This is a genomic window from Pseudomonas sp. LBUM1678 (genome assembly GCF_059695575.1).
Window position 1 is genome coordinate 4802407 of sequence record NZ_CP166775.1, and the last position, 24327, is coordinate 4826733.

General features: G+C 61.5%; 23 protein-coding genes. 9 read left to right on the forward strand and 14 right to left on the reverse strand.

From position 1 onward, the window contains the following. Positions 1–6: 6 nt before the first annotated feature. On the reverse strand, positions 7–300 hold the full coding sequence (locus ACA070_RS21765) for a hypothetical protein (RefSeq protein WP_003226812.1): 294 nt from the start codon (positions 298–300) through the stop codon (positions 7–9). Positions 301–356: 56 nt separating this feature from the next. Next, on the reverse strand, positions 357–962 hold the full coding sequence (locus ACA070_RS21770) for an arylesterase (RefSeq protein ID WP_497448297.1): 606 nt from the start codon (positions 960–962) through the stop codon (positions 357–359). 10 nt (positions 963–972) lie between these two features. Between ACA070_RS21770 and ACA070_RS21775 the strand changes: the two genes are divergently transcribed. From ACA070_RS21775 to greB, 3 genes are read left to right on the forward strand one after another with little or no spacing between them, the layout of a single operon-like run. Continuing rightward, entirely contained in the window at positions 973–1656 is a 684-nt protein-coding gene (locus tag ACA070_RS21775; protein WP_109633656.1) for an ABC transporter ATP-binding protein, read from the forward strand. Beyond that, entirely contained in the window at positions 1656–4160 is a 2505-nt protein-coding gene (locus tag ACA070_RS21780) for an ABC transporter permease (RefSeq protein ID WP_497448298.1), read from the forward strand. Before ACA070_RS21775 ends, ACA070_RS21780 begins: the two co-directional genes overlap by 1 nt. Before the next feature lie 34 nt (positions 4161–4194). Beyond that, positions 4195–4692, forward strand: a complete 498-nt coding sequence (gene greB / locus ACA070_RS21785) for a transcription elongation factor GreB (protein WP_033057207.1) — start codon at positions 4195–4197, stop codon at positions 4690–4692. A gap of 4 nt (positions 4693–4696) precedes the next feature. On the opposite strand, the gene ACA070_RS21790 is transcribed toward greB, so the two are convergent. The 3 genes from ACA070_RS21790 to ACA070_RS21800 all read right to left on the reverse strand — a co-directional run bounded on the left by ACA070_RS21790 (position 4697) and on the right by ACA070_RS21800 (position 7213). Then, a complete protein-coding gene (locus tag ACA070_RS21790; protein ID WP_010461613.1) occupies positions 4697–5005 on the reverse strand; it encodes a hypothetical protein in 309 nt (102 codons plus the stop codon). A 248-nt stretch (positions 5006–5253) separates the two neighbouring features. Further along, entirely contained in the window at positions 5254–5688 is a 435-nt protein-coding gene (locus ACA070_RS21795; protein ID WP_497448299.1) for a DoxX family protein, read from the reverse strand. Positions 5689–5791: 103 nt separating this feature from the next. After that, positions 5792–7213, reverse strand: a complete 1422-nt coding sequence (locus tag ACA070_RS21800) for an MltF family protein (RefSeq protein WP_497448300.1) — start codon at positions 7211–7213, stop codon at positions 5792–5794. Between the two features lie 235 nt (positions 7214–7448). Here ACA070_RS21800 and ACA070_RS21805 point away from each other — a divergent pair, with 235 nt between their 5' ends. The 3 genes from ACA070_RS21805 to ACA070_RS21815 all read left to right on the forward strand — a co-directional run bounded on the left by ACA070_RS21805 (position 7449) and on the right by ACA070_RS21815 (position 10521). Continuing rightward, the gene (locus ACA070_RS21805; protein WP_497448301.1) at positions 7449–8258 is read left to right on the forward strand and encodes a TatD family hydrolase; all 810 of its coding nucleotides are present in this window, start codon (positions 7449–7451) and stop codon (positions 8256–8258) included. A gap of 207 nt (positions 8259–8465) precedes the next feature. After that, the gene (locus ACA070_RS21810) at positions 8466–9947 is read left to right on the forward strand and encodes a methyl-accepting chemotaxis protein (RefSeq protein WP_497448302.1); all 1482 of its coding nucleotides are present in this window, start codon (positions 8466–8468) and stop codon (positions 9945–9947) included. A 208-nt stretch (positions 9948–10155) separates the two neighbouring features. Continuing rightward, the gene (locus tag ACA070_RS21815; RefSeq protein ID WP_109633668.1) at positions 10156–10521 is read left to right on the forward strand and encodes a terminase; all 366 of its coding nucleotides are present in this window, start codon (positions 10156–10158) and stop codon (positions 10519–10521) included. On the opposite strand, the gene ACA070_RS21820 is transcribed toward ACA070_RS21815, so the two are convergent. The 3 genes from ACA070_RS21820 to ACA070_RS21830 form a co-directional block, all read right to left on the reverse strand. Next, entirely contained in the window at positions 10522–11319 is a 798-nt protein-coding gene (locus ACA070_RS21820; protein ID WP_497448303.1) for an acyl-CoA thioesterase, read from the reverse strand. Positions 11320–11549: 230 nt separating this feature from the next. Beyond that, positions 11550–12317: a CHAD domain-containing protein gene (locus ACA070_RS21825; protein WP_497448304.1), complete on the reverse strand. Its 768-nt coding sequence runs from the start codon at positions 12315–12317 to the stop codon at positions 11550–11552. Positions 12318–12362: 45 nt separating this feature from the next. Then, on the reverse strand, positions 12363–12641 hold the full coding sequence (locus ACA070_RS21830; protein WP_338585426.1) for a hypothetical protein: 279 nt from the start codon (positions 12639–12641) through the stop codon (positions 12363–12365). Between the two features lie 223 nt (positions 12642–12864). Here ACA070_RS21830 and ACA070_RS21835 point away from each other — a divergent pair, with 223 nt between their 5' ends. Next, positions 12865–13911 (forward strand): patatin-like phospholipase family protein, encoded by a 1047-nt coding sequence (locus tag ACA070_RS21835; protein WP_497448305.1) that lies wholly within the window; start codon positions 12865–12867, stop codon positions 13909–13911. Positions 13912–14055: 144 nt separating this feature from the next. On the opposite strand, the gene ACA070_RS21840 is transcribed toward ACA070_RS21835, so the two are convergent. The 6 genes from ACA070_RS21840 to kdpF all read right to left on the reverse strand — a co-directional run bounded on the left by ACA070_RS21840 (position 14056) and on the right by kdpF (position 22222). Next, a complete protein-coding gene (locus tag ACA070_RS21840) occupies positions 14056–14754 on the reverse strand; it encodes a response regulator (RefSeq protein ID WP_497452002.1) in 699 nt (232 codons plus the stop codon). A 62-nt stretch (positions 14755–14816) separates the two neighbouring features. After that, positions 14817–17468 (reverse strand): DUF4118 domain-containing protein, encoded by a 2652-nt coding sequence (locus ACA070_RS21845; protein ID WP_497448306.1) that lies wholly within the window; start codon positions 17466–17468, stop codon positions 14817–14819. A gap of 131 nt (positions 17469–17599) precedes the next feature. Continuing rightward, on the reverse strand, positions 17600–18145 hold the full coding sequence (gene kdpC, locus ACA070_RS21850; RefSeq protein ID WP_497448307.1) for a potassium-transporting ATPase subunit KdpC: 546 nt from the start codon (positions 18143–18145) through the stop codon (positions 17600–17602). Positions 18146–18361: 216 nt separating this feature from the next. After that, on the reverse strand, positions 18362–20419 hold the full coding sequence (gene kdpB, locus ACA070_RS21855; RefSeq protein WP_497448308.1) for a potassium-transporting ATPase subunit KdpB: 2058 nt from the start codon (positions 20417–20419) through the stop codon (positions 18362–18364). Positions 20420–20429: 10 nt separating this feature from the next. Then, complete coding sequence (kdpA, locus tag ACA070_RS21860) at positions 20430–22124, reverse strand: potassium-transporting ATPase subunit KdpA (RefSeq protein ID WP_497448309.1); 1695 nt, start codon at positions 22122–22124, stop codon at positions 20430–20432. 8 nt (positions 22125–22132) lie between these two features. Next, the gene (gene kdpF / locus ACA070_RS21865; RefSeq protein WP_007899818.1) at positions 22133–22222 is read right to left on the reverse strand and encodes a K(+)-transporting ATPase subunit F; all 90 of its coding nucleotides are present in this window, start codon (positions 22220–22222) and stop codon (positions 22133–22135) included. 407 nt (positions 22223–22629) lie between these two features. Here kdpF and eat point away from each other — a divergent pair, with 407 nt between their 5' ends. Both eat and ACA070_RS21875 read left to right on the forward strand, forming a co-directional pair. After that, positions 22630–23994 carry an ethanolamine permease gene (gene eat, locus ACA070_RS21870; protein ID WP_461955083.1) on the forward strand — a complete coding sequence of 455 codons (1365 nt, stop codon included), beginning with the start codon at positions 22630–22632 and terminating at the stop codon, positions 23992–23994. A gap of 125 nt (positions 23995–24119) precedes the next feature. Further along, positions 24120–24287, forward strand: coding sequence for a DUF2897 family protein (locus tag ACA070_RS21875; protein ID WP_094468421.1), 168 nt, complete (start codon positions 24120–24122; stop codon positions 24285–24287). Positions 24288–24327: the final 40 nt, after the last annotated feature.

Here is a 24327-nt window from a genome sequence, read left to right on the forward strand (position 1 = left end):
GACGCTTTACAGCTCGAACCGCAACTCTGGCCAGATCGGCGAGGTGCCACGTTTTTGCGATTCCAGGATGGCCCGGCACAGCGAACAAAGGCGCTGGTCCTGGAACACCCGGCGGTCGACACTCGACCAGCGCGGTTGCGCGGGCAACAGACTGCCGCACAAGGTTCGATCGGCCGAGCCGCCCAGCTCCAGCTGACGGGTCACCAGATGCACCCGCACTTCCTGGCAGGCGAACAGATCCAGCTGCTCGTCAGGCTCGATCAGTTGGTAGGCAAAAAGGGACCAGGCGGGACGCGGCATCGGGGGCTCCAAATCGGGGGCGCCACCTTAGCCGAAACACCGCCGCTAGAAAAGCGTCAAAGCAGCGGTTTCAGTGTCGGCCAGACATTTTCCAGCAACTTGTCCTGAGCCCCGGCAGCCGGGTGCAATCCGTCGGCCTGCATCAGGTCAGGATGACCGCCCACGCCGTCGAGAAAAAACGGCACCAGCGGGATTTTTTTCTCGTCGGCCAGCGCGCTGTAGACCTTCGCAAAGGCCTCGGTGTAACGAACGCCATAGTTGGGTGGCAACTGCATGCCGAGCAAAAGCACCTTGGCGCCACTGTCCCTGGAGCTGTCGATCATCGACGCAAGGTTTTGTTGCAAATTAGCCGGGGGCATTCCGCGCAGGCCGTCGTTGCCACCCAACTCGAGGATCACCAGCTCAGGCTTATGCTCTGCAAGCAGCGCGGGCAGGCGCGCCTGGCCTCCGGCGCTGGTGTCGCCGCTGATGGAGGCGTTCACCACTTTATCGTCGAAACCTTCGCGCTTGAGCCGTTGTTCAAGCAACGAGACCCACCCCAAGCGGGTATCCAGGCCGAAACCGGCGCTGATACTATCGCCAACGATCAGGACTGTACCCGCCGCTGCGTTCTGGGCCATGCACATCAAGGCCAGGCCAGCACTCAAAAACCACACTCGCATCGGATTCTCCATGGGCGCAAGCATTCTCACCGCGAAGAACCTCAGCAAAGTGGTCCCCAGCGCGGAAGGTGAACTGACTATCCTGCACGAACTCAGCCTGGAACTGAACAAGGGCGACAGCCTGGCCATCGTTGGCGCCTCCGGTTCCGGCAAATCCACCCTCCTTGGCCTGCTCGCCGGCCTCGACCTGCCGAGCAGCGGTGAAGTCACCCTCGCCGGCCAGGGCCTGAGCAATCTCGACGAAGACCAGCGTGCGCGCATTCGCGCCGAACATGTCGGTTTTGTGTTTCAGTCCTTTCAACTGCTGGACAGCCTCAACGCGCTGGAAAACGTCATGTTGCCGCTGGAACTCGACGGCCGCAAAGACGCCCGTGAGCGTGCCACGCAATTGCTCCAGCGGGTTGGTCTGGGCCAGCGCCTGACCCATTCACCGCGCCAGCTTTCCGGTGGCGAGCAGCAGCGCGTGGCGATTGCCCGAGCGTTTGCCGCCGAACCCGATGTGCTGTTCGCCGACGAACCCACCGGCAACCTCGACAGCCACACCGGCGAGCGCATCAGTGACCTGTTGTTCGAACTCAACCAGGAACGCGGCACGACCCTGGTGCTGGTGACCCACGACGAACGCCTGGCACATCGCTGCCGGCGCCTGATCCGCCTTGAAGCCGGCCTGCTGGTCGCCCCTCTGGAGCCTTGATGGCACGCCTGCCGCTGTTGCGCCTGTTCAGTCTTGCCATCCGCCAACTCCTGCGCGACGCCCGTGCCGGTGAGCTGCGCGTGTTGTTCTTCGCCCTGGTGGTGGCCGTGGCGGCGAGTACCGCCATCGGTTATTTCGGTGCCCGCCTGAACGGCGCCATGATGCTGCGCGCCACCGAGTTTCTCGGCGCCGACCTTCTGCTTGAGGGCAGCTCTCCCGCTCGGCCCGAACAGATCAAAAGCGGCACGGAACTGGGACTCGAACACGCTCAAGTGGTGGAATTCTCCAGTGTCATTGCCACTGACAACGGCATTCAGCTGTCCAGCATCAAGGCGGCCGACGACGTTTATCCGCTGCGTGGCGAACTGAAAAGCGCCCCGGCGCCCTTCGCCCCGGAAGAAGCCGGTGGCGGTCCGAAACCCGGCGAAGCCTGGGTCGAAGCGCGACTGCTGACCGCGCTCGATTTGAAGATCGGCGACAGCATCGATGTCGGCCTGCGCACCCTGAAGCTGGCGCGCGTCCTGACCTACGAACCGGACCGTGCCGGCAATTTCTACAGCCTCACGCCGCGGGTGCTGATCAACCTCAACGACCTCGCCGCGACCGGCGTGGTGCAACCGGGCAGCCGGGTCAGTTACCGCGAACTCTGGCGCGGCAAAGCCGAAGCGCTGGAAACCTATCGCCAATTGATCAAACCCGGCCTGGCCGCCAACCAGCGCATACAGGATGCGCGCGACGGCAATCGGCAGATCGGCGGCGCGCTGGGCAAGGCCGAGCGTTACTTGAACATGGCCAGTCTGGTGGCGGTTCTGCTGTCCGGCGTGGCCGTGGCGCTGTCGGCGACGCGCTTCGCTACCCGCCGCTTCGATGCCAGTGCCTTGCTGCGCTGCCTGGGTCTGTCGCGCCGGGAAACCATGGTGCTGTTCAGTTTGCAACTGACGGTACTCGGCCTGCTCGCCAGCCTCGGTGGCGCCCTCCTCGGCTGGCTCGCACAGCTTGGATTGTTCGCATTGCTGCATGATTTGTTGCCGACCGATGTGCCACCGGGCGGTCTGTTTCCTGCCATCGCCGGGATCGGTACCGGACTGGTGGCCTTGGCCGGTTTTGCCCTGCCGCCGCTGGTTGCACTCGGTCGAGTGCCGCCGTTGCGGGTTCTGCGTCGAGACATGCTGCCGATTCCTTCCAGCACCTGGATGGTCTATGGCGCCGCCTTGGGTGCCCTCGGCCTGATCATGTGGCGCCTGAGCCTCGATCTGGTGTTGACCTTCGCCCTGCTCGGCGGTGGCGTGATTGCAGCGGTGATCCTCGGTGGCCTGCTGTTGCTGCTGCTCAAAAGCCTGCGCCGGATGCTGGCACGCGCCTCATTGCCGTGGCGCCTCGGGCTGGGCCAACTGCTGCGTCATCCTTTAGCGGCAGCGGGACAAGCCCTGGCTTTCGGTCTGATCCTGTTGTCCATGGCGTTGATTGCATTGCTGCGCGGCGAGTTGCTGGATACCTGGCAGAACCAGTTGCCGAAAAACGCGCCAAACTATTTCGCCCTGAACATCTTGCCCGCCGACAAGCAGGCATTCACTGATCGCCTGATCGAACTGTCAGCCCAATCGGCGCCGCTGTACCCGGTAGTGCCCGGACGCCTGATCAGCATCAACGGCGAGCCGGTGCAGGAAATCGTCAGCAAGGATTCAGCGGGTGATCGAGCCATCCAGCGCGACCTGAGCCTGACCTGGGCGGCGGACCTGCCGACGGGCAACAAACTCACGGCGGGCAACTGGTGGGGCGAACAGCCACCCGACGACGTTCCTGGCGTGTCGGTGGAAGGCAAGGTCGCCGAAAGCCTGAAGCTCAAGCTCGGCGATCACATGGTGTTTACCGTTGGCGGGGTCAATCGCGAAGCGAAAGTCACCAGCCTGCGGGAGATCAACTGGGACAACTTCCAGCCGAACTTCTTCATGATCTTCCAGCCCGGCACGTTGAAGGATTTGCCGGCGACCTACCTGACCAGTTTCTATCTGGCAGCGGGTCACGATCAGCAGATTGTCGACCTGTCCCGGGCCTTCCCGGCGGTGACCATTCTGCAAGTCGAAGCCTTGCTGGAGCAGCTGCGCAGCATCCTCGCCCAGGTCACCCTGGCGGTGGAGTATGTGCTGCTGTTTGTACTGGCGGCGGGCATGGCCGTGTTGTTCTCAGGCTTGCAGGCAACCCTCGATGAGCGCATTCGCCAAGGCGCGCTGTTGCGAGCGCTGGGGGCCGAACGGCAGTTGCTGGTCAAGGCACGGCGGATAGAGTTCGGTTTGCTTGGCGCGGTTAGCGGGTTGTTGGCGGCACTCGGTTCGGAACTGGTCAGCCTGGTGCTTTACAGCTACGCCTTCGACCTGCCGTGGCATCCGCATCCGTGGCTGCTGGTGTTGCCGCTGATTGGCGCGGTGCTGATTGGCGGCGCCGGTGTGTTCGGTACCCGTCGCGCGTTGAACGCCAGCCCCCTGACAGTGTTGCGCGAGGGTTGATAGACTCAACGCCTTTCCATCACAAGAAGTTGCCATGAGCCGTTATCGCCCTCCCCGCACCGCTGGCACCGCGCTGATCACCCCCGAAGGTGAAGCGCGGATGCGGGCCGAGTTTCATGAGCTCTGGCATGTCCGTCGGCCTCAGGTGACGCAATCGGTCAGCGAGGCGGCTGCACAAGGTGATCGCTCGGAAAACGCTGAGTACACCTACGGCAAAAAGATGCTGCGCGAGATCGACAGTCGCGTGCGCTTTCTCACCAAGCGGCTCGAAGCACTGAAGGTTGTCAGCGAGAAGCCCAGCGACCCGAACAAGGTCTACTTCGGCGCCTGGGTCACCATCGAAGATGAAGACGGCAAAGAGTCACGCTACCGCATCGTCGGGCCGGATGAGCTGGACTTGAAACTGGGCCTGATCAGCATCGACTCGCCGCTCGCCCGTGCGCTCATCGGCAAGGCGCTGGACGCCGAGGTTAGGGTCCAGACACCGACCGGTGAGCAGTGCGTGTACATCGTGGCGATCGAGTATCTCTAAAGCCTCAGCGGCGCGTAATCAAACCTTGCCGGGCGACCCGCGTCAGTTGCCTGATCACTTCTGGCGCCTCTTCGACGCTGGGCGATTGAATGACGGCCAGATCGAAGCTGTCGCTGGCAAAGCGCGCCAGCGATTCACCGTCTTCGACAAACTGGATCAGGAACGCTGCGGGCCCGCCAGTGCGACGTGGCCAGCCATCGAGATAACGCAGGAGCGTGGGCTGATGTTTTCCGCCAAGCAGGATTTTTGGATTGCGCTGGGTGAGGTGTGCCGTGATCGGCGCTGGGCGTACAACGGGGCTTAGTGCATTCATCGAGTCGTGTCTCTGCCTCAAAAGTCTGCATGGCAGGTGAGAGGCAACACCGAACCAGCGCTTTAGCGGTATTTCGAAGCCTGTTTCAAGCTTCTATCGGCAACTGGATGAGTCACCTGGCGCCCCGCAAGTAGCTGTTTAAATCGGCGCATGAGCAGCATCCTAGAGAAGCTGACCGGACAGTGTCAAGAATGACGCGCAACAAAAAAGGCCCGCGCAATGCGGGCCTTTTCGTTGAGCCAGAGCGGTCAGTCAGCGATTGCGCGGTCTACCGACAGTTTGCCGGCACCCTCGATCAGTACCGCGATGCTGCCGCCGAGCAAGGCCAGGGCGAATTCATAACCGTTGTTGGCCATGAACAGACCGTGGCTGATGTGCACGGTGAAAATGGCGACCAGCGAGATAAAGGTCAGCCCCAGTGCCGCCGGGCGTGCAAGCAAACCGATGATCAGTGCCAGACCGCCGAAGAACTCGGTACCACCGGCCAGGATCGCCATCAGGTGACCCGGTGCCAGACCCAGGCTTTCCATATACTGCGCGGTGCCGGCAATGCCGTAGCCGCCGAACATGCCAAAGAGTTTCTGCGCGCCGTGAGCGGCGAAGATGATGCCGACGAAGATTCGCAGAACGGTCAAGCCGTAGCCAGCGCGGGTAAACAGTACCTTGTTGATCAGTGAGCTCATGCTGTGTCATCCATTGTGATTGTGTGTTGGTTGGCCGCTATATTAATCGATAAAACCAATGTTAAAAGCGCAATAATTGCGACATAACAATCAGTTTAGCCGATCATTTCCGTGAGGCAACTTTCTGTCCCTGAGGCTCCAACGACTCCCGCTCACGATCGAACGCCAGGTAATACTTGTTCACGCTATTCACATAGCTGACGGCGCCCATGCCCACCTGTTCCATGGCAATGCGCTCGACCTGGAAGAACCACTGATTGGGATTCAGGCCACGTCGCCGGGCTTCGGCGCGCATGCCCTGAACCCGTTCCGGTCCCATGTTGTAAGCCGCCAGCACGAACGCCATTCGCTCGCGCTCATTGAGTTTGGGGCTTGCGAAGAACTTGCGACGGATCATCGCCAGGTACTTGGCACCGGCCTGAACATTGGCGTCGAGGTTCTGAATGTTGCTGACCCCCACCCGTTGGGCCGCGGACGGCGTGATCTGCATCAGGCCGGTGGGGCCGCTGCCGCTGCGGGCGTTGGGTTGAAGGGCCGACTCCTTAAAGGCCAGCGCCGCCAGGTTGAGCCAGTCCATGCCTTGGGCTTCAGCGTGCTTTTGCAGCACCGGGCGAAGTTTTTCCAGACGCTGCCGATCAGCCTTGGCCAACGGATAGTGCACTTGATACAGACGTCGATAGATGCGCAGGAACGCCGCATCCTGGTCCGACGGTTTCTTGTAGGTCGTCAGGAAACGATCGATGCTTGCGCGCAGCATCGATGCGTCACGGCGCACGAACCAGAATTCTTCACCCGGGTCGCTGATCGCCACCTGCTTGTCGAAGCGCAACTTGGGCAGGATCTTGCCCCAGCGTTCGGCAATCGGTTGCTCGACAATAGTCAGGTGAAAAATCCCGCCCTGCACCATTTCCAGAACATCTTCAACCGCCAGACTGGGATCGACCCATTCGATTTTCACCGGCGCCAGTTTGTGCAGGGCGAGCTTTGAATTGATCTGACTGACCGCGTCCCCGGCAGCACTACCAGTGGGCAGCGCCAGGGTTTTACCCGAGAGTTGTTCGACTCGGGTGTAACGACGTTCACCTTTGATCCCCACCAGCACCAACGGGATATTGCTGGCAATCGGTTCGCTGCTGCTGACGGCGTAGCCCGGTTGCAAATCGAGCAACTCCCCCGGCGCGACCAGGTCACCCTCCCCGCGCTGCAAGGCACCGAGCAGTTGATCCTTGGCTTTGGGAATGATCTTGAGGGTGATTTCCTGACCGTCACGGGCGTGACCGTTGAGGTATTGCTCGAAGGCGCGCAGGCGGTGGTATTCGACGCCGATGGCCTGGCCCTGGACTTCGCCGGAGCTGTTGCGGCTCTGGTTGACCAGCACCCGCAACACTCGACTGCTGCGAATCTCCGTCAGGTCACGGACCTTGGCCGCCGGCACGGCCTGCAGCGGGCCGGCCAGACGCGCAACCGCCGGCATCGGCAGCAGCAACGAACAGCACAGCAGAAGCAAAATCGAGGGACGTGTCATCCACTCTCCGGAAAGAATACTGGGCCGATCTCAAGAATTTTCATGAAATCGAACGACAGAAACAGAGCGCCTTGAGCGCTGACAAGGTGCGAAAGACTGGCACAGTGATGGCACCTTGGCCACCCCGGCGTGTCTCGCGGCATCAAGAGACAGCTTTAACACGTTGTAGTTCTTGGCTTTTCTTATAAATCTACAGCTCTGATATGCTTTCCGGCCTTTGGTCCGAGGTAGCACCATGCAACTCATCGATATCGGCGTCAACCTGACCAACCCCAGTTTTGGTGATAAACACCAGGCCGTACTCGATCGCGCGTATGCCGCGGGGGTCTGCCAATTGGTCCTGACCGGCACCAGTGTCGAGGGCAGCGAACAGGCACTGGAACTGTGCCGGGAGCTGGACGAAACGGCTCAGCGGCTGTTCGCCACCGCGGGCATTCACCCTCATTCGGCCAGCGACTGGAACGCCGACAGCGCCCGTCAACTGCGCAGTTTGCTCAAGGAACCCAACGTGGTAGCCGTGGGTGAATGCGGTCTGGATTTCAATCGCGATTTCTCGCCGCGCCCACAACAGGAAAAAGTCCTCGAAGAGCACTTGGCAATGGCAGTCGACCTGCAATTGCCGGTGTTCCTCCACGAGCGCGATGCCAGTCAGCGACTGCTGGAAATCCTCCGCGATTACCGTGATCAGCTGCCGGCCGCAGTGGTGCATTGCTTCACCGGGGAAAAGAAGGCGCTGTTCAGTTACCTCGATCTGGATTTGCACATCGGCATCACCGGCTGGATCTGCGACGAGCGCCGGGGCACGCACTTGCATCCGCTGGTGAAGGAAATCAAGCGTGGGCGTTTGATGCTGGAGAGCGATGCGCCGTATCTGCTGCCGCGCAGCTTGCGACCCAAGCCGAAGAACGGTCGCAACGAACCGGCGTATTTGACGGAAGTGTTGCGGGAAGTGGCGTTGCATCGGGGTGAGACCGAAGAGGACCTGGCCGCTCACACCACTGCCTGCGCACGCGCGTTTTACAGCCTGCCCTCAATTCCCCGGTAAACAAATTCCCCCATGTGGGAGCGAGCTTGCTCGCGATAGCGTCGGCACATACAACATTGATGTGATTGACAGGACGCCATCGCGAGCGAGCTCGCTCCCACAGGGGATTTGTGATGCTCATTGATCCATATCAAGTTCAGAATCCCTGCATAGCGGCACAATGCTGGCACCTTGCCAATGCTGTTTCCGCTATCAGAGAAGACCTCCATGGGTGCCTGGCTTAGCAACATCTCGCTGAAATACAAATTCTGGGCGGTCAATGCGGTCGCCTTCATTACCACGCTCATGCTGGTGTTGTACGCCGTGCAACTCGAGCAACAGGCCCGCAGCCATGCCTCTCAAGCATCGGCTCAGGCGCAGGCACGTTTGCTCAACGCCTGGCCGGTCGGGCAACCGCTGCCCAAGGCCGATCATCTGCTGACGTTCAGTCGCGGGCAGGCGCCGTTGCTCAACGAGCAGCCGGTGCTGGAACTGGCCGATGCCAATGGCTGGGTCGAGATCAACGTCATGCCGCTGTTCGGCGACAACCCGTTGATGGGCGCCGAGGTGTTTTCTCGCCCTGACGGTCAGCAGGTCGCGGTGGTGGCCTACGGTCCGAGCCTGAGCCAGGTGTTCGGCGAACGCTTTGCCAGCTACGCGGTGGCAGTGTTCATCCTGATGCTGGCGATGCTTGGCGCTTCGCAGCTGTTGATCCGATTCCTGCTGAGTCAGCTCAACACCTTGAAAGACGTGATGCTCCACGTCGAGAAAACCGGCGACCTGTCAGCCCGTGTGCCGCTGGCCTGCAAGGACGAGGTCGGGCAGATGGCCAATGCCTTCAATGCGATGCAGGCCGGTTACCAGCGAGTGGTCAACACCGTCGCCAGCACCGCCCGGCAACTGGATGTCGGCGCGGCGCGGCTGGCTTCAAGCATGAACGAGGTGCGTCATGGCATGCTCGGCCAGCAAAGCGAAACCGATCAGGCGGCCACGGCGATCAACGAAATGACCGCCACCGTCTATCACATCGCCCAGCACGCCGGCGCCACCCGCGACCTCTCGCAAACCGCCGACACCTTGGCCGGCAGCGGGCAGGAAGTGGTCAGTCGGGTGCAGAAATCCATTACCGGGTTGTCCAGCGGCGTGCAGCAGACGGCCGAGATGATTCAGCGCCTCGCCGAGGACAGTCAGAAAATCAACGGCGTGGTCGGCGTGATTCACAGCATTGCCGAGCAGACCAATCTGCTGGCGCTGAACGCAGCGATTGAAGCGGCCCGTGCTGGCGAAATGGGCCGTGGCTTTGCGGTGGTCGCCGATGAAGTGCGCAACCTGGCCAAGCGTGTCCAGACGTCCACCGACGAGATCACCCTCATGGTGTCCGCGCTGCAGGCCGGGACCCGGGACGCGGTGGATTTCATGCAGGAAAGCTCGTTCAAGGCTGACGACTGCGTCCAACAGGCCCAGGAGGCTGGCGTCGCATTGGCGCAAATCACCAGCGCAGTGGCGCAGATGCGCGAAAGCAATACGCAGATTGCGGTGGCGGCCGAGCAGCAGAGTCAGGTCGCGGAAGAAATGAATCGGGCGGTGGTGAGTATTCGGGATGTGACCGAAAACACCGTGCAGCAGACGGTGGATTCGGCGACCACCAGCAATGAACTGGCGGCGCTAGCTGGAGAATTGAACAAGGCTATAGGGCAGCTCAAGCTTTGAGGGCCTCTTCGCGAGCAGGCTCCCACAGAGATCTTACGTGAACACAAATCCACTGTGGGAGCGAGCCTGCTCGCGATAGCGTCAGCCCGGGTCAACATCAATCCTGACCATGACCGCTATCACTTCGATAGCCAACCTCGATTCGCCGCCCGCCCTCGCCCCGCCTATTCTTCAACCATGTGTTCAACATGGATCGAGGATCAGCATCATGGGCAAACGTCACCCCAACCTTCCCGCCTGGCAATGGCGCGCCTACCCGGGCAATCACCAGCACCCGACCAATCTGGTGTTGCACCTGATTGCCGTGCCGCTGTTCATCGTGGCGTTTCTGTTGATTGTTTCCGGGGTGTTCGGCCTGAACTTCGCGAACTTCGCCATCGGTGTCATTGGCGTGATCGCCGCGCTGGGCTTGCAACGCCACGGCCATAGCCTGGAGGCGCAAGCCTCCGAGCCGTTCAGTGATCGCAAAGATGCGCTATCGCGCTTGCTGGTCGAGCAGTTCCTGACCTTCCCACGGTTTTTCCTGAGCGGCGGCTGGTGGCGCGCCTGGCGTGAGCGCCACCGTCGTCACTGATCAGGCGAAAATCGTTACCGTCTGCCGGCTCATGGCGATCAACTGACCGTCCGCGCTCCACAGCTTCGCGGCCGCATGGCCGTAGCCGTCGGCGCCGTGCTCGATTTCAACCAGGTATTTGCACCAGTCCAGCGTGCTCAATTCCAGCAGTGGCTGGACGAATTCGATGGTCCAGGTCAGCGTGCTGCCCATCGCCGGTTTGTTCAGGTGCGGCAACAGGGCCGGTGGCCAGGCGTCCACCAGCGCCAGGATATGCGACTCGCTGACCGCCTCTTCCTTCACATCCCCGCGCAAACGCACCCAGCCGCCCATCTCGCGGGATTTATTGCCGGTGAACGGCAGACCGCCGACACTCCAGCGCATCGCCAGATGCCGCATGAATTCCGGGAGTACGCCTTTGATGTACGGCAGTTCCTGACAGTCGTCCCAATGTTTCATTTCAGGCGCAGGCTCGGCCGCGACCGCGACTTCGGAAGGCCGCGAGGCACCGAAGCTGCCTTGGATCAACGTCACCACCTGCCCCTTCTGCATTGCCCGGCCCAGCACCTGGCTGACGGCTTTGCCTTCGCGCAACACATCGACTTCAAAACTGACCGGCACTTCAGGTTCGACCGGCCCGACAAAGGTGATCGCCAGCGAACGCACCGGCCGATCCGCCGGGACTTTTGCGCGCATGGCTTCGCATTGCAACGCGGCCACCAGGCCACCGAAACTGGCACGCCCCTGAGCCCACTCTGCCGGGATAGACAACTCCAGCGGCTGGCTGCGGACGGCGTCGAGCAGATCGGAAAAGCGCATGGAAACCTCGGTGCGGAAAAAGGATGGAGGGATGTTAACCAGCCAACGGACACAGCACAGCGCTTATTCCGGCCAAAAGCACTGACAGATGAGCCGCACTGGGTTCAGGCTCAACACAAACCCCCTGTAGGAGCGAGCCTGCTCGCGAAAGCGGTCTGTCAGCCAGCCTTGATGCCGACTGAGACACCGCTTTCGCGAGCAGGCTCGCTCCTACATTTGATCGGGTGGGTTCAGGATTTGAAGCAGGCGTTGCTGAGTTTGTCGAGGACGCGGTCGGCGCGTTCTTCGGCCTTAGCCATGGTGGTTTTCCAGACCACGACGCAAGGCTGCAAATCGGCTTCCTCTTCGGCCCTGACCAGCCATTGCCAGCAGTCGTGCCAGTCGCCCAAGGCACCTTGCGCAGACTTCAATCGCGGCATCGCCGCCTTGGGCAAGCGATCAAGTTCGGGATAGGCTTCGATGCCATAGCGCACGCGCTTGATCAGCAACCGCAAGCGATGGCGATCGTGGGCAGGATCGTGCAGCGCCTGATCGAGCTTCTTCCATTGTTTGGCGAGGCGTTTTTCGATGCGTTTGCGCAGGCCCTTGAGCAAGCCCTGACGCTGGGAAGCGCGGAGGAAACGCGGAAAGGCGTCGAGGATCATCAGTAACTGCGTGACCTCGGTGCTGGTCGCGACCGCCGGATAAGCCGCAGCCATCAGCGCCATGCGCCGTTGCGCCGCCTCCGGTTGATCGTGGTTGAGCAAGTATGCCGCCAGCACCTCGCGATCACGCAATGGCGTGGTCAGCTCTCCCACCCGGGACGCCGCCGCTTCCAGTTGCTCGACGCCGGGAAGACCACGCAATGGTCGCAACAGACTGCGCAAACGGCGAACCGTGGTGCGCAGGTCGTGCAACGCTTCCGGGTCAGTGCGCGCACTCAGGCGTGCCTGGCAAGCCAGCAAACGAACTTCCAGGCCCAGAACTTGAGCCACCAACCGATCAACCAAGGCAGACATTGCTTGCTCCCTGAATCGAATTTCCCCTAATCCCTACATCATGCCTCAACGGCCCGCGCGTGACTCACGAATATAGAAGCGCGCCTTCTCGGCCTTCTTGGTGCAGCCTTCGAAGCCTTCGAATTGCTGTTGGGTCTTGGCCGCCGTCAACAGCGACAGGGCTTTGGAGTAGCTGACGTTGCCGGCAAAACCCTCGGCCTTGGCCAGATCCAGTTCATGCCACGCGGCATCGAGGTTGCTACCGCAGCTGTCACGATAAGCGGTTTTGCCGGCACAACCGGCGAGCGCCAGGGCAATCAAAGGCACACAGATCCAGGCTTTCATCAATCACACCTCAAAAATAGAAAAACAGTCGTGCAGGTAAGACGGTCTGGCACGTGAAAAGTGCCTTGGCCCCACCGCGCAAACTTCAAGCGCTCGCGAGAATACCCATGTGCCGCCATGGAGTGTCGAAAAAACGACGCTCTCGGCCCGTCGAACGACCTTGGCGATTGAAGCGCGCCCCTTGATGGGTGCATTGTTGAACCTTGTCAGACGAGGGCGATTCATGAAAAAGCGTGTCGCGCTGGTGTTGGGCTCGGGTGGAGCCCGGGGTTATGCCCATATCGGTGTCATTGAAGAAATCGAACGGCGCGGCTACGACATCGCCTGCATCGCGGGATGCTCGATGGGCGCCGTGGTCGGCGGGATCTACGCCGCGGGTAAACTCGACGATTATCGCGACTGGATCGAAAGCCTGGACTACCTCGACGTGTTGCGTCTGGTGGACGTCAGTTTTCGCCTGGGCGCGATTCGCGGGGAGAAGGTGTTCGGGCAGATCCGCAAGATCGTCGGCGAGATCAACATCGAAGACCTGCGCATCCCCTACACCGCCGTGGCCACCGACCTGACCAACCAGCAGGAAATCTGGTTTCAGGAAGGCTGCCTGCACCAGGCCATGCGTGCCTCGGCAGCGATTCCCAGCCTGTTCACGCCGGTGATGCAGGGCAATCGCATGCTGGTGGACGGCGGCATCCTCAACCCTTTACCGATCGTGCCCGTGGTGTCGAGCCATTGCGACCTGATCATCGCGGTCAACCTCAACTCCACCAACCAGCGTCACTATCAACTGCCGGTGATTCAGCGTCCGCCTGCGTTCAAGAGCCGGTTCGACAGCCTGATCAATTCGCTGGGTTCGAAACTGCCGTTCCGCCGCAAACAGGCAGAACAATTGCTGCTGCTGGAAAAAGAAGCGTTGATGGCAGAAGCGGCCGCCATCAACCCCTGGATCGAATCCGCCGAACCCGAAGCCCAGCAACCGGCGGCCGCCCCGGAGCGCGAACGCGAAGGCGCGCCAAAGTCCGCCACCGGTTCTTTCATCATCGACAACGTGGGACCGGCGTCGTTGCTGGACCTGATCAACCAGAGTTTCGAGGTGATGCAGACGTCATTGGCGCAGTACAAGATCGCCGGTTATCCGCCGGATATCCTGATCAACGTGCCGAAACGAGTGTGCCGGTTTTTCGAGTTTTACAAGGCGCCGGAGTTGATCGCGCTGGGGCGGGAGATTGCGCGGGATACGCTGGATCGGTATGAGAGTGAGCGGGATTCCTGACGTTCTCGAGTGAACAAAAAGGCCCCATCGCGAGCAGGCTCGCTCCCACATTTGATCTTTGGTGGACACACATTTTGTGTTCACAGGAGATCCAATGTGGGAGCGAGCCTGCTCGCGATGAGGCCGGGTCATTCAATACAAAAACTAGAGACTAACCTCACTCAACAACCGATACCCAACCCCCGCTTCGGTGACGATAAACCGCGGCTGAGTCGGATCATCCGCCAGTTTCTGCCGCAAATGCCCCACCACAATCCGCAAATAATGGCTGTCTTCGGTATGGGTCGGCCCCCAAATATCTTTCAGCAGTTGCTGCTGCGTGATGACCCGCCCGGGATGCCGCGCCAGTTGCGCCAACACCGCATACTCCTTGCGAGTCAACGCGACTTCGGTGCCATCGAGTAACACCCGGCGATAGGCCAGGTCCACGGTCAACGGGCCGAACGTCAACGCCGCTTGCTGCGCCTCGCCAACGGGTGCCTGACGCAACAAGGCCCGCACCCGGGCAAGGAATTCCTGAATACCGAACGGCTTGGTCACGTAGTCGTTGGCACCGCCATCGAGCGCTTCAACCTTTTGCCCTTCGCTGGCACGTACCGAGAGCACCAGCACCGGCACCGTCGACCATTCGCGAAACTCGCGCAACACTTGCTGGCCGTCCATGTCCGGCAGGCCGAGGTCGAGCACCAGCAAGTCGGGTTTGTTCAACGCAGCCTGGGCCAGGCCTTCGTTGCCGGTGCCGGCCTCCAGCACTTTGTAGCCCTGGGAAGCGAGGCTGATGCGCAGGAATTTGCGGATCTGCGGTTCATCGTCGATGACCAAAATGGTCGCGGTCTGGCTCATGGTTTCCGGTCGCGGCATGGAGATGTCCAAAGGGTATCAGGCTTCACTTTCAACGCTCACTTTCAGCCCTCATTTTCAATGTCTGGCTGCGCCTGCAATGGCAAGTGCAGCGTGATGCAGGTGCCGCGCCCTTCGATGCCGTCGGCGACGCTGATCCGACCGCCATGTGCGCCGACCATGCCCTGACAAATCGCCAGCCCCAGTCCGGTGCCCTGCCCGCCCCGATCACCGCGCGCAGCGGTGTAAAACATGTCGAAAATCTTCGCCCGCTCTTCCTCAGGAATCCCTGGTCCCTCGTCGCTGACCGAGAAGAACAGCTCGCTGTCATCGGCTCCGGCGCGTAATTGCAGACGGCCGTGAGGCGGCGAAAACCGCGCGGCGTTCTCCAGCACGTTGACCAGCGCCTGCTCGATCAGCGCGGCATGCACATACAGCAGCGGCAATTCCGGCGGCACTTCAGTGCTGACCTGCAACGGCGCCAGTACCGCGCGCAGTCGGTTGAGTGAACTGCCGACGATGTCGGCCGGCGACACCCAGTCCCGCGCCAGCTTCAACGCACCGTGACCGAGGCGGGTCATGTCCAGCAGGTTTTGAATGTAACGGTCGAGACGCTCGGCTTCATCGCGGGTGCCTTCGAGCAGTTCAAGTCGATCCTCCTGCGGGATGGCTTCACCGAGGGCCAACAGGCTGTCGATGCTGCCGCGCATGGAGGTCAGCGGCGTGCGTAAATCGTGGGACACGGATGCCAGCAAGGCACTGCGCAACTGCTCGGTTTCGCCGTGCAGGCGCGCCGCTTCGAGGTCTTCAGCCAGCTGCGCACGCGCCAGTGCCTGAGCCAGCGGCTGACTCAACGCCGTCAATAAACGCCGACGCTGGCCGCTCAAGGTCTGGCCTTCTTTGGCACAGACGCCGAGCAGCGCCAACGGTCCGTCCTCCACCGACAACGGCCACCACCACCAGCGCCCGAACGGCAGCGTGCCAGTGCCCGCGCCCGCCGGCTGGTCGTGTTGCCAGGCCCAATCGGCGGCAGCGCGCTCGGCTTCGGAAAATTCCAGCGGGCCACCGGTTTCGACCTTCCACCCTGCCGGGCCGTCGCGATTGAGCAGGCACAGCTGCAATTCGCTCCAGCCGTTGAGGTGCTGCGCCGCAGCGCTGATCACGGCCTGGCGATCAGTGGCGGCGGTCAGTTTGCGCGACAGGTCGAGCAGTTCGGTGGTCTCTTCCTGAGTGTCGCGCAACGCCTGCAATTGCCGCCGTTGCCGCGCCGCCAGGTTACCGGTGAGGGCCGCCATCAGCAGGAAGAACAGCAAGGTCAACACGTCTTCTTCGCGTTGGATGCTTAAAGAGAAAGTCGGCGGAATGAACAAAAAGTCATAGGTCAGAAACGATAGCGCCGCACAGGCCAGCGCCGGGCCGAGGCTGCTGCGCACCGCCACCAGCAACACCGCGGCGAGGAACACCAGCGAAATGTTCGGCAGCGGCAAAACACTCGCCACTGCCCAGGCCAAAGCACTGGCCAAAACCGTTGCCACCAGGGCTAACGCGTAATCGAACCACACCAGCGACTGCGCCGAGCGCTGGCGCGGCTGATGCTGTTCGTGATCGCTGTCGAGGACGTTGATTTCCAGCCCACGCGCATCGCGCAGCAAGCGTGAAGCCAGACCTCCACCGAACAAGCGCCGACGCAGACGATTGCGGGACTGACCGACCAATACCAGACTGGCGCGGCGTTCAGCGGCGTGCTGGATCAGCGTCTTGGCGACTTCGCCAGCGCGCAGTAAAACCACTTCGCCGCCAAGACGTTCGGCCAGTTGCTGGGCACTTTGCAGGCGCAGGCGCGATTGCTCGTCGCGCACGCTGCCGTTGTCCACGTGCACCAGGCTCCACGGCAGATGCCGCCGCTGGGCAACGCGGCTGGCGTGACGCACCAGACGCTCGGCCTGAGCATCGCCATCGACGCCGACCAGCAAACGACCGCGTACGGCAGGTGCCGCTTGACCGAGCTGGCGATAACCCTGGGCCAGGTCATTGTCGACTTGAGCGGCGGCGGTTTGCATCGCGAGTTCGCGCAGGGCAGTGAGGTTGGTCTGGGTGAAGAAAGCATCGATGGCCGCCCGCGCCTGCTCCGGCACGTAGACCTTGCCGTCGCGCAGACGCTCAAGCAGTTCGCGTGGCGGCAGGTCGATCAGCAGCAGTTCGTAGGCTTCTTGCAGCACCCAGTCCGGCAGGGTTTCGCGAACCTGGACGCCGGTGATTCCGCGCACTTGATCGTTGAGGCTTTCGAGGTGCTGGACGTTGACCGTGGTGAATACGTCGATGCCGGCGGCCAGCAGTTCCTGGATGTCTTGCCAGCGCTTGGTATGACGGCTGCCGGGGGCATTGCTGTGGGCCAGTTCGTCCACCAGCACCAGTTTCGGTTGGGCCGCGAGGAGGCCGTCGAGGTCCATTTCTTCGAGCATCACGCCACGGTATTCCGAACGCACCAAAGGCTGTTGCGGCAAGCCGCCGAGCAACGCTTCGGTTTCGGCGCGGCCGTGGGTTTCGACCACGCCGGCGATGACTTTCACGCCCTGGCGCAATTGGGTGTGGGCTGCTTGCAGCATGGCGTAGGTCTTGCCGACACCGGGTGCGGCGCCGAGGAAAACCTTGAGCCGGCCACGGCCATCGCGGGGCAGGTCTGCTAACAGCGCGTCGGCGCGGCCGGAGTCACTCATGCTTCAAGCTCACTTTATTCAGATGTTGATGTGGTGATTGTTCTGTCGCCATCGCTAGCAGGCTAGCTCCCACAGGGGAATGCCGACTTCCTGTGGGAGCCAGCCTGCTGGCGATTGGCGACACCACCGATCTACAGGTTTTCCAGCGCCGCATTCAACGCCAACACATTAACTACCGGAGGGCCCACCAATGGCTGCTCGATGTGCGCATCCATCAATTGCTGGAGGGTCGCCACCGGCACATTACGCGCTGCCGCAACACGCGCCAGTTGATAGGCAATCGCCGCCGGTGGCAAGTGCGGATCAAGCCCGCTGCCGGAGGTGGTCACCATCGCCAAGGGCACTGGCCCCTGTCCCGGCACCAGCAGTTTGTTGGCATCGTCAATCACGCGAGTCGCGAGCGCCGGGTTGCTCGGCGAAAGGTTGCTGGCGCTGCTCGACACGGTGGCAAACGCGCCGGCGGACGGCCGTGGGTGGAACCAGGCATCACCGACGAAATCCTGGGCAATCAGCGACGAGCCACGGACCTTGCCGTCGGCGTCGCGCACCAGGCTGCCATTGGCTTGATCCGGGAACGCGACCTGGGCGACGCCGGTGACGACCAAGGGGTAAGCGACGCCGGTGATCAGGGTCATCAGCACGAGCAGGCTCAGGGCCGGACGTATCATTGTGGACATTTCAAAATCCTCGAATTCGGTGAACATTCATCACTGTGAAGGCAAACACATCACCTGTGGCGAGGGAGCTTGCTCCCGTTCGGCTGCGAAGCAGTCGTCAACCCGGCAAATGCGGTATGTCTGAACAAATGCGGTGGCTGGGAGGGGGCCGCTTCGCAGCCCAGCGGGAGCAAGCTCCCTCGCCACAAAAAGCAGCTCCCCTGCGCTTCTCAATCACTAAACCAGATGCAACGCCGTGAGCAGCATGTCGATCGCCTTGATCCCCACAAACGGCACCAGAATCCCGCCTAACCCATAGATCAGCAGATTGCGTCGCAACAACGCCGCCGCACTGGCCGCCTGCACTCGCACACCACGCAGCGCCAAAGGAATCAGCACCACAATGATCAAAGCGTTGAACACAATCGCCGACAGAATCGCGCTCTGCGGACTGCTCAGGTGCATGACGTTCAGCACGCCCAATTGCGGGTAGATCGAGGCAAACAACGCCGGCAGGATGGCGAAGTACTTGGCCACGTCGTTGGCGATGGAGAACGTCGTCAACGTACCGCGGGTCACCAGCAATTCCTTGCCGATTTGCACCACGTCCAGCAGTTTGGTCGGGTCGCTGTCGAGGTCGACCATGTTCGCCGCCTCGCGCGCTGCTTGCGTACCGTCGTTCATCGCCATGCCGACGTCAGCCTGGGCCAGGGCCGGGGCGTCGTTGGCGCCGTCGCCGCACATGGCAACCAGGCGACCGTCGTTCTGTTCGTGGCGAATGCGCGCCAGTTTTTTCTCTGGCGTGGCTTCGGCCAGCACGTCATCGACGCCCGCTTCGGCGGCAATGGCCGCAGCGGTCAGCGGGTTGTCGCCGGTCACCATGACCGTGCGGATCCCCAGTTTGCGCAGCTCGGCGAAACGCTCGCGGATGCCGGGCTTGACCACGTCCTTGAGGTGGATCGCACCAAGCAATTTACCCTCGGCGCAGACCAGCAACGGCGTGCCGCCGCTCTGCGCAATCTTGTCGATTTCCCGGGACAGGGCCGGGGCCAGATCGGCGCGTTTCAGACCGACGAAAGCCAGCAGCGAATCCACCGCGCCTTTGCGGTACACGCGGCCTTGATAGTCGACACCGGACAAGCGGGTTTCGGCGCTGAACGGCACAGCGGTCAACACCTCAGCGGAAGGCTCAGGTTGCGGATGAATCCCACGCAGGTATTCGACGATGGACTTGCCTTCGGCGGTGTCGTCGGCCAGCGAAGCGAACAACGCACCTTCGGCCAACTCCTTTGCGGTCACGCCGGGCGCTGCATAAACAGCGGTGCAGCGACGGTTACCGAAGGTGATGGTGCCGGTCTTGTCCAGCAGCAGGACGTGGACGTCCCCCGCCGCTTCCACGGCGCGACCGGATTTGGCGATCACGTTCAGGCGCACCAGACGGTCCATGCCGGCGATACCGATGGCGGACAACAAACCGCCAATGGTGGTCGGAATCAGCGTGACCAGTAACGCCACCAGGAACACCAGCGGCAGGCTGCCGTTGGCGAAGTGGGCGAACGGTTGCAGGGTGACGACCACCAGCAGGAAGATCAGGGTCAGGCCGATCAGCAGGATGTCGAGCGCGACTTCGTTCGGGGTCTTCTGACGCTTGGCGCCTTCGACCAGCGCGATCATGCGGTCCAGTGTCGACTCGCCCGGGTTGGCGGTGATGCGCACCAACAGCCAGTCAGAGACCAGGCGGGTGTTGCCGGTGACGGCCGAACGGTCGCCCCCGGATTCGCGAATCACTGGTGCGGATTCACCGGTAATCGCCGCTTCGTTGACGGCAGCGATACCTTCGATCACCTCGCCGTCGCCAGGGATCATTTCCCCGGCTTCAACGCGCACTACATCGCCTTTACGCAGGCTGGTAGCGGGCACCACCTGAAACACGCCGTTGCTGGTTTTGCGTCGGGCGCTCAAGCCTTCGCTGCCGGCCTTGAGGCTGTCGGCGCGGGCCTTGCCGCGACCTTCGGCCAGGGCTTCGGCAAAGTTGGCGAAGAGCACGGTGAACCACAACCACAGCGCGATTTGTGCAGCGACGAAGGTCGGCACGGCGCTGTCGGGAATGAAGCACAGCACGGTGGTCAGGACAGCGGTCAGTTCGACCACCAGCATCACCGGCGCACGCTGCAATTGCCGTGGGTCGAGCTTGACGAAGGCTTGCACCAGCGCCGGACGCCAGAGGGCCGAGATCGCAGTTTTGGGTTGTTCCGGCGCCTTGACGGTGGCGGTTTTAGTTACGGGCATATTCATCATCTAGTCCTCAGAATCCCATGCTCAGGTGTTCAGCAATCGGACCCAGTGCCAACGTCGGCAAGAAGGTCAGTCCACCCACCAACAAAATGGTCACGGTCAGCAACGTCACGAACAGCGGACCATGGGTCGGGAAGCTGTTCTGGCCGATCGGTGCGGTTTTCTTCATTGCCAGGCTGCCGGCCAACGCCAGTACCGGGAGGATGTAACCGAAGCGACCGATCAACATGCCAAGACCGAGCATCAGGTTGTGGAACGCGGTGTTGGCACCGAAGCCGCCGAACGCCGAACCGTTGTTGGCACTGGCCGAGGTGTAGGCGTAGAGCAACTGACTGAAACCGTGGGCACCGGGGTTACTCACCGCCGCAACCGGACCAGGCAGGCTCGCGGCAATCGCACCGAGCACCAACACGCCGACCGGCATCACCAGCAAGGTCACTACCAGTAACTGGACTTCCTTGGCTTGCAGTTTTTTGCCGAGATATTCCGGGGTGCGGCCGATCATCAGGCCGGCGAGGAACACGGCGATCAACACGTTCAACAACATGCCGTAGAGCCCGGCACCGACGCCGCCGAAGATCACTTCGCCGACCATCATGTTGACCAGCGCGACCATGCCACTCAGCGGGTTAAGGCTGTCGTGCATGCCGTTGACCGAACCGTTGGACGCCGCGGTGGTGGTCACCGACCACAGCACTGTGGCGGTGGTGCCGAACCGCGCTTCCTTGCCTTCCAGCGGCGCGGTCTGTTCGACGGCTACGTTGTTCAGGGTCGGGTTGGGTTGGTACTCGGCCCACAGCGAGGTCGCGCCGCCGATCAGGAACAGCGCCAGCATGCAGGCGATGATCGCGCGGCTTTGACGCAGGTCCTTCACGTAGTGGCCGAAGGTGAACACCAGCGCCACCGGGATGAGAATGATCGAGCCAACTTCAAACAGATTGCTCCACGCCGTCGGGTTCTCAAACGGGTGTGCCGAGTTGACGCCGAAGAAGCCACCACCGTTGGTGCCCAGTTGCTTGATCGCAATCTGGCTGGCGGCCGGGCCCAGTGGAATCACCTGATCGACGCCTTGCAGGGTCACGGCATTCACGTAGTGCGCGAAGGTTTGCGGCACGCCCTGCCAGACCAGGTACAGCGCCAGCAGCAGGCACAGCGGCAACAGGCCGTAGAGGGTGGCGCGGGTCATGTCGACCCAGAAGTTGCCGAGGGTCTTGCTCGACTTGCGGCCGATCCCGCGACACAGGGCAACCAACACGGCGAGGCCGGTGGCGGCGCTGACAAAGTTCTGCACGGTGAGGCCGACCATCTGGCTCAGGTAGCTCAGGGATGCTTCACCGCTGTAGGCCTGCCAGTTGGTGTTGGTCATGAAACTGATGGCGGTGTTGAACGCCAGCGTCCACTCCTGGCCCGGAAGGTTTTGCGGGTTCAGAGGCAAGTGGTCCTGGAACAACAGGATCACGAACAACAGCAAAAAGCCCGCGAGGTTGAAGGCGAGCAAGGCCAGGGTGTACTTCTGCCAGCTCTGTTCGGCCTGCGGATCAACGCCGGCCACCCGATAACAGCCACGCTCCACAGGCCCCAGGATCGGAGTCAGCCAGGTGCGCTGACCTTCCATTACCTTGTAGTAGAACCGCCCAAGGAACGGTGCCGGGATCAGCACCAAGGCAAAGAAGGCCAGGATCAGCCAATAGTCATAACTGTGCATAGCCGCTCCTAGTTCCGGTCCGCGCGCAACAGCGCAACCAACAGATAAATGAACAGCCCCACTGCGAGTAGCAGTGACACCCCGTCCAGAACGCTCATGGAAGTTCTCCGTGTTACGGCGTATTGCCGCGTGTGGAGTCATTGTCGGCAGGGAGGCTGTAAAGGAACGAGACCGAGGGGGTTGGCTGGGCATAAAGAACGCGTAAAGAGTGGGTTTATGCCGGCGTTACAGCGGTGTCTGGGCGGGCCCCATCGCTAGCAGGCTAGCTCCCGCAGAAGTCTGATGTTGTTTGGGCCACCGCCGTCCAATGTGGGAGCGAGCCTGCTCGCGATGGCGGCAGAACGGACAACCCTGCCCTCAACTGGCGCACAAAAATGCATGCATCCAGCAGCAAACATCCCCGATACGACGCCTTTTTACGCTTTACGACTGCCATCACAACACTGGCACGCCCACTGCAAACGCCCTCCCCCGAAGCTGTCCAAACCGTTCAGGGAGCAAACGCATGAACACACAACTCAAACCCACGCTGGGCACGTTGCACTTGTGGGGCATCGCGGTCGGGCTGGTGATTTCCGGTGAATACTTCGGCTGGAGTTACGGCTGGGGTGTCGCGGGCACACTCGGGTTTCTGGTGACCTCCTTCATGGTCGCCACGATGTACACCTGCTTCATTTTCAGTTTCACCGAGCTGACCACCGCGATTCCCCATGCCGGCGGCCCCTTTGCCTACAGCCGCCGCGCCTTTGGCGAGAAAGGCGGATTGATCGCCGGGCTGGCGACGCTGATCGAATTCGTCTTCGCCCCGCCGGCGATTGCACTGGCAATCGGTGCGTACTTGAATGTGCAATTCCCCGCCCTCGACCCGAAACACGCAGCGGTCGGCGCCTACATCGTGTTCATGGGTCTGAACATTCTCGGAGTGAAACTGGCCGCGACCTTCGAGTTGATTGTCTGCGTATTGGCCGTGGCGGAACTGCTGGTGTTCATGGGCGTGGTCGCCCCGGCATTCAGCTTCAGTAACTTCGCGCTCAATGGCTGGGCCGGTTCCGATGTGTTCGGGGCGCCGGCGATTGCCGGGATGTTCGCAGCGATTCCTTTCGCCATTTGGTTCTTCCTGGCCATCGAAGGTGCAGCCATGGCCGCCGAAGAGGCCAAAGACCCGAAACGCACAATCCCCAAGGCCTACATCAGCGGCATTCTGACCCTGGTATTGCTGGCCATGGGCGTGATGTTCTTTGCCGGCGGCGTCGGTGACTGGCGCACCCTGTCGAACATCAACGACCCGCTGCCACAAGCCATGAAAACCGTGGTCGGCGAAAGCTCGGGCTGGTTGCACATGCTGGTATGGATTGGCCTGTTCGGCCTGGTGGCGAGTTTCCACGGGATCATCCTCGGGTACTCGCGGCAGTTTTTCGCCCTCGCCCGCGCCGGTTACTTGCCGGCGTCCCTGGCCAAACTCTCGCGTTTCCAGACCCCGCACCGGGCCATCATCGCTGGCGGTGTCATTGGTATCGCAGCGATCTACAGCGACGGTTTGATCAACCTCGGCGGCATGACGCTGACCGCGGCAATGATCACCATGGCGGTGTTCGGCGCGATCGTGATGTACATCATGAGCATGCTCAGCCTGTTCAAGTTGCGCAAAACCGAACCGAACCTGGAGCGCACCTTCCGCGCGCCGTGCTACCCGTTGGTGCCGTTGATTGCGCTGATACTGGCGGTGGTGTGCCTGGTGGCGATGGCCTGGTTCAACACGTTGATCGGGTTGATCTTCCTTGGCTTCATGGCGGTGGGTTTCGTGTACTTCATGCTCACGGCGCAATTGCGTGCCGATGCACCGGCGGATGCGATGTTGACCGGACTCTAAATGGCCTCAGGTGTTACCGACAGATCAGGCATAGAATGGAACCACTGCGAAACGAAATCGCTCAAAGTGGTATGCACGATCGATTGGCGAAACCCGTCAATCGGCCTGCCCTCAAGGAGAGCCCTATGCCCTGGTATGCCTGGTTGATTCTGGTCGTTGCAATCGGCTCGATCGTTGGTGGTTTGATGATGCTGCGTGACACCGCCAACAAGGTCGACCTCACCGAAGAGCAACGTAAACGCGTCGCTGAACGCAACGCGGAAGCGGACGCCAAGGATGCGCAGGACCGCTGAAAAATAAACCCTGTCATTCCTGATGAATGACAGGGTTTTG

Coding starts and splice junctions, on each gene's coding strand:
- ACA070_RS21815 (WP_109633668.1), top strand. CDS start 10,156: ATGGGCAAACGTCACCCCAACCTTCCCGCCTGGCAATGGCGCGCCTAC.
- ACA070_RS21845 (WP_497448306.1), bottom strand. CDS start 17,468: ATGAGTGACTCCGGCCGCGCCGACGCGCTGTTAGCAGACCTGCCCCGC.
- ACA070_RS21875 (WP_094468421.1), top strand. CDS start 24,120: ATGCCCTGGTATGCCTGGTTGATTCTGGTCGTTGCAATCGGCTCGATC.
- ACA070_RS21810 (WP_497448302.1), top strand. CDS start 8,466: ATGGGTGCCTGGCTTAGCAACATCTCGCTGAAATACAAATTCTGGGCG.
- kdpF (WP_007899818.1), bottom strand. CDS start 22,222: ATGAGCGTTCTGGACGGGGTGTCACTGCTACTCGCAGTGGGGCTGTTC.
- ACA070_RS21770 (WP_497448297.1), bottom strand. CDS start 962: ATGCGAGTGTGGTTTTTGAGTGCTGGCCTGGCCTTGATGTGCATGGCC.
- kdpA (WP_497448309.1), bottom strand. CDS start 22,124: ATGCACAGTTATGACTATTGGCTGATCCTGGCCTTCTTTGCCTTGGTG.
- kdpB (WP_497448308.1), bottom strand. CDS start 20,419: ATGAATATGCCCGTAACTAAAACCGCCACCGTCAAGGCGCCGGAACAA.
- ACA070_RS21830 (WP_338585426.1), bottom strand. CDS start 12,641: ATGAAAGCCTGGATCTGTGTGCCTTTGATTGCCCTGGCGCTCGCCGGT.
- ACA070_RS21835 (WP_497448305.1), top strand. CDS start 12,865: ATGAAAAAGCGTGTCGCGCTGGTGTTGGGCTCGGGTGGAGCCCGGGGT.
- ACA070_RS21800 (WP_497448300.1), bottom strand. CDS start 7,213: ATGACACGTCCCTCGATTTTGCTTCTGCTGTGCTGTTCGTTGCTGCTG.
- kdpC (WP_497448307.1), bottom strand. CDS start 18,145: ATGTCCACAATGATACGTCCGGCCCTGAGCCTGCTCGTGCTGATGACC.
- ACA070_RS21780 (WP_497448298.1), top strand. CDS start 1,656: ATGGCACGCCTGCCGCTGTTGCGCCTGTTCAGTCTTGCCATCCGCCAA.
- greB (WP_033057207.1), top strand. CDS start 4,195: ATGAGCCGTTATCGCCCTCCCCGCACCGCTGGCACCGCGCTGATCACC.
- eat (WP_461955083.1), top strand. CDS start 22,630: ATGAACACACAACTCAAACCCACGCTGGGCACGTTGCACTTGTGGGGC.
- ACA070_RS21775 (WP_109633656.1), top strand. CDS start 973: ATGGGCGCAAGCATTCTCACCGCGAAGAACCTCAGCAAAGTGGTCCCC.
- ACA070_RS21790 (WP_010461613.1), bottom strand. CDS start 5,005: ATGAATGCACTAAGCCCCGTTGTACGCCCAGCGCCGATCACGGCACAC.
- ACA070_RS21805 (WP_497448301.1), top strand. CDS start 7,449: ATGCAACTCATCGATATCGGCGTCAACCTGACCAACCCCAGTTTTGGT.
- ACA070_RS21820 (WP_497448303.1), bottom strand. CDS start 11,319: ATGCGCTTTTCCGATCTGCTCGACGCCGTCCGCAGCCAGCCGCTGGAG.
- ACA070_RS21795 (WP_497448299.1), bottom strand. CDS start 5,688: ATGAGCTCACTGATCAACAAGGTACTGTTTACCCGCGCTGGCTACGGC.
- ACA070_RS21765 (WP_003226812.1), bottom strand. CDS start 300: ATGCCGCGTCCCGCCTGGTCCCTTTTTGCCTACCAACTGATCGAGCCT.
- ACA070_RS21825 (WP_497448304.1), bottom strand. CDS start 12,317: ATGTCTGCCTTGGTTGATCGGTTGGTGGCTCAAGTTCTGGGCCTGGAA.
- ACA070_RS21840 (WP_497452002.1), bottom strand. CDS start 14,754: ATGAGCCAGACCGCGACCATTTTGGTCATCGACGATGAACCGCAGATC.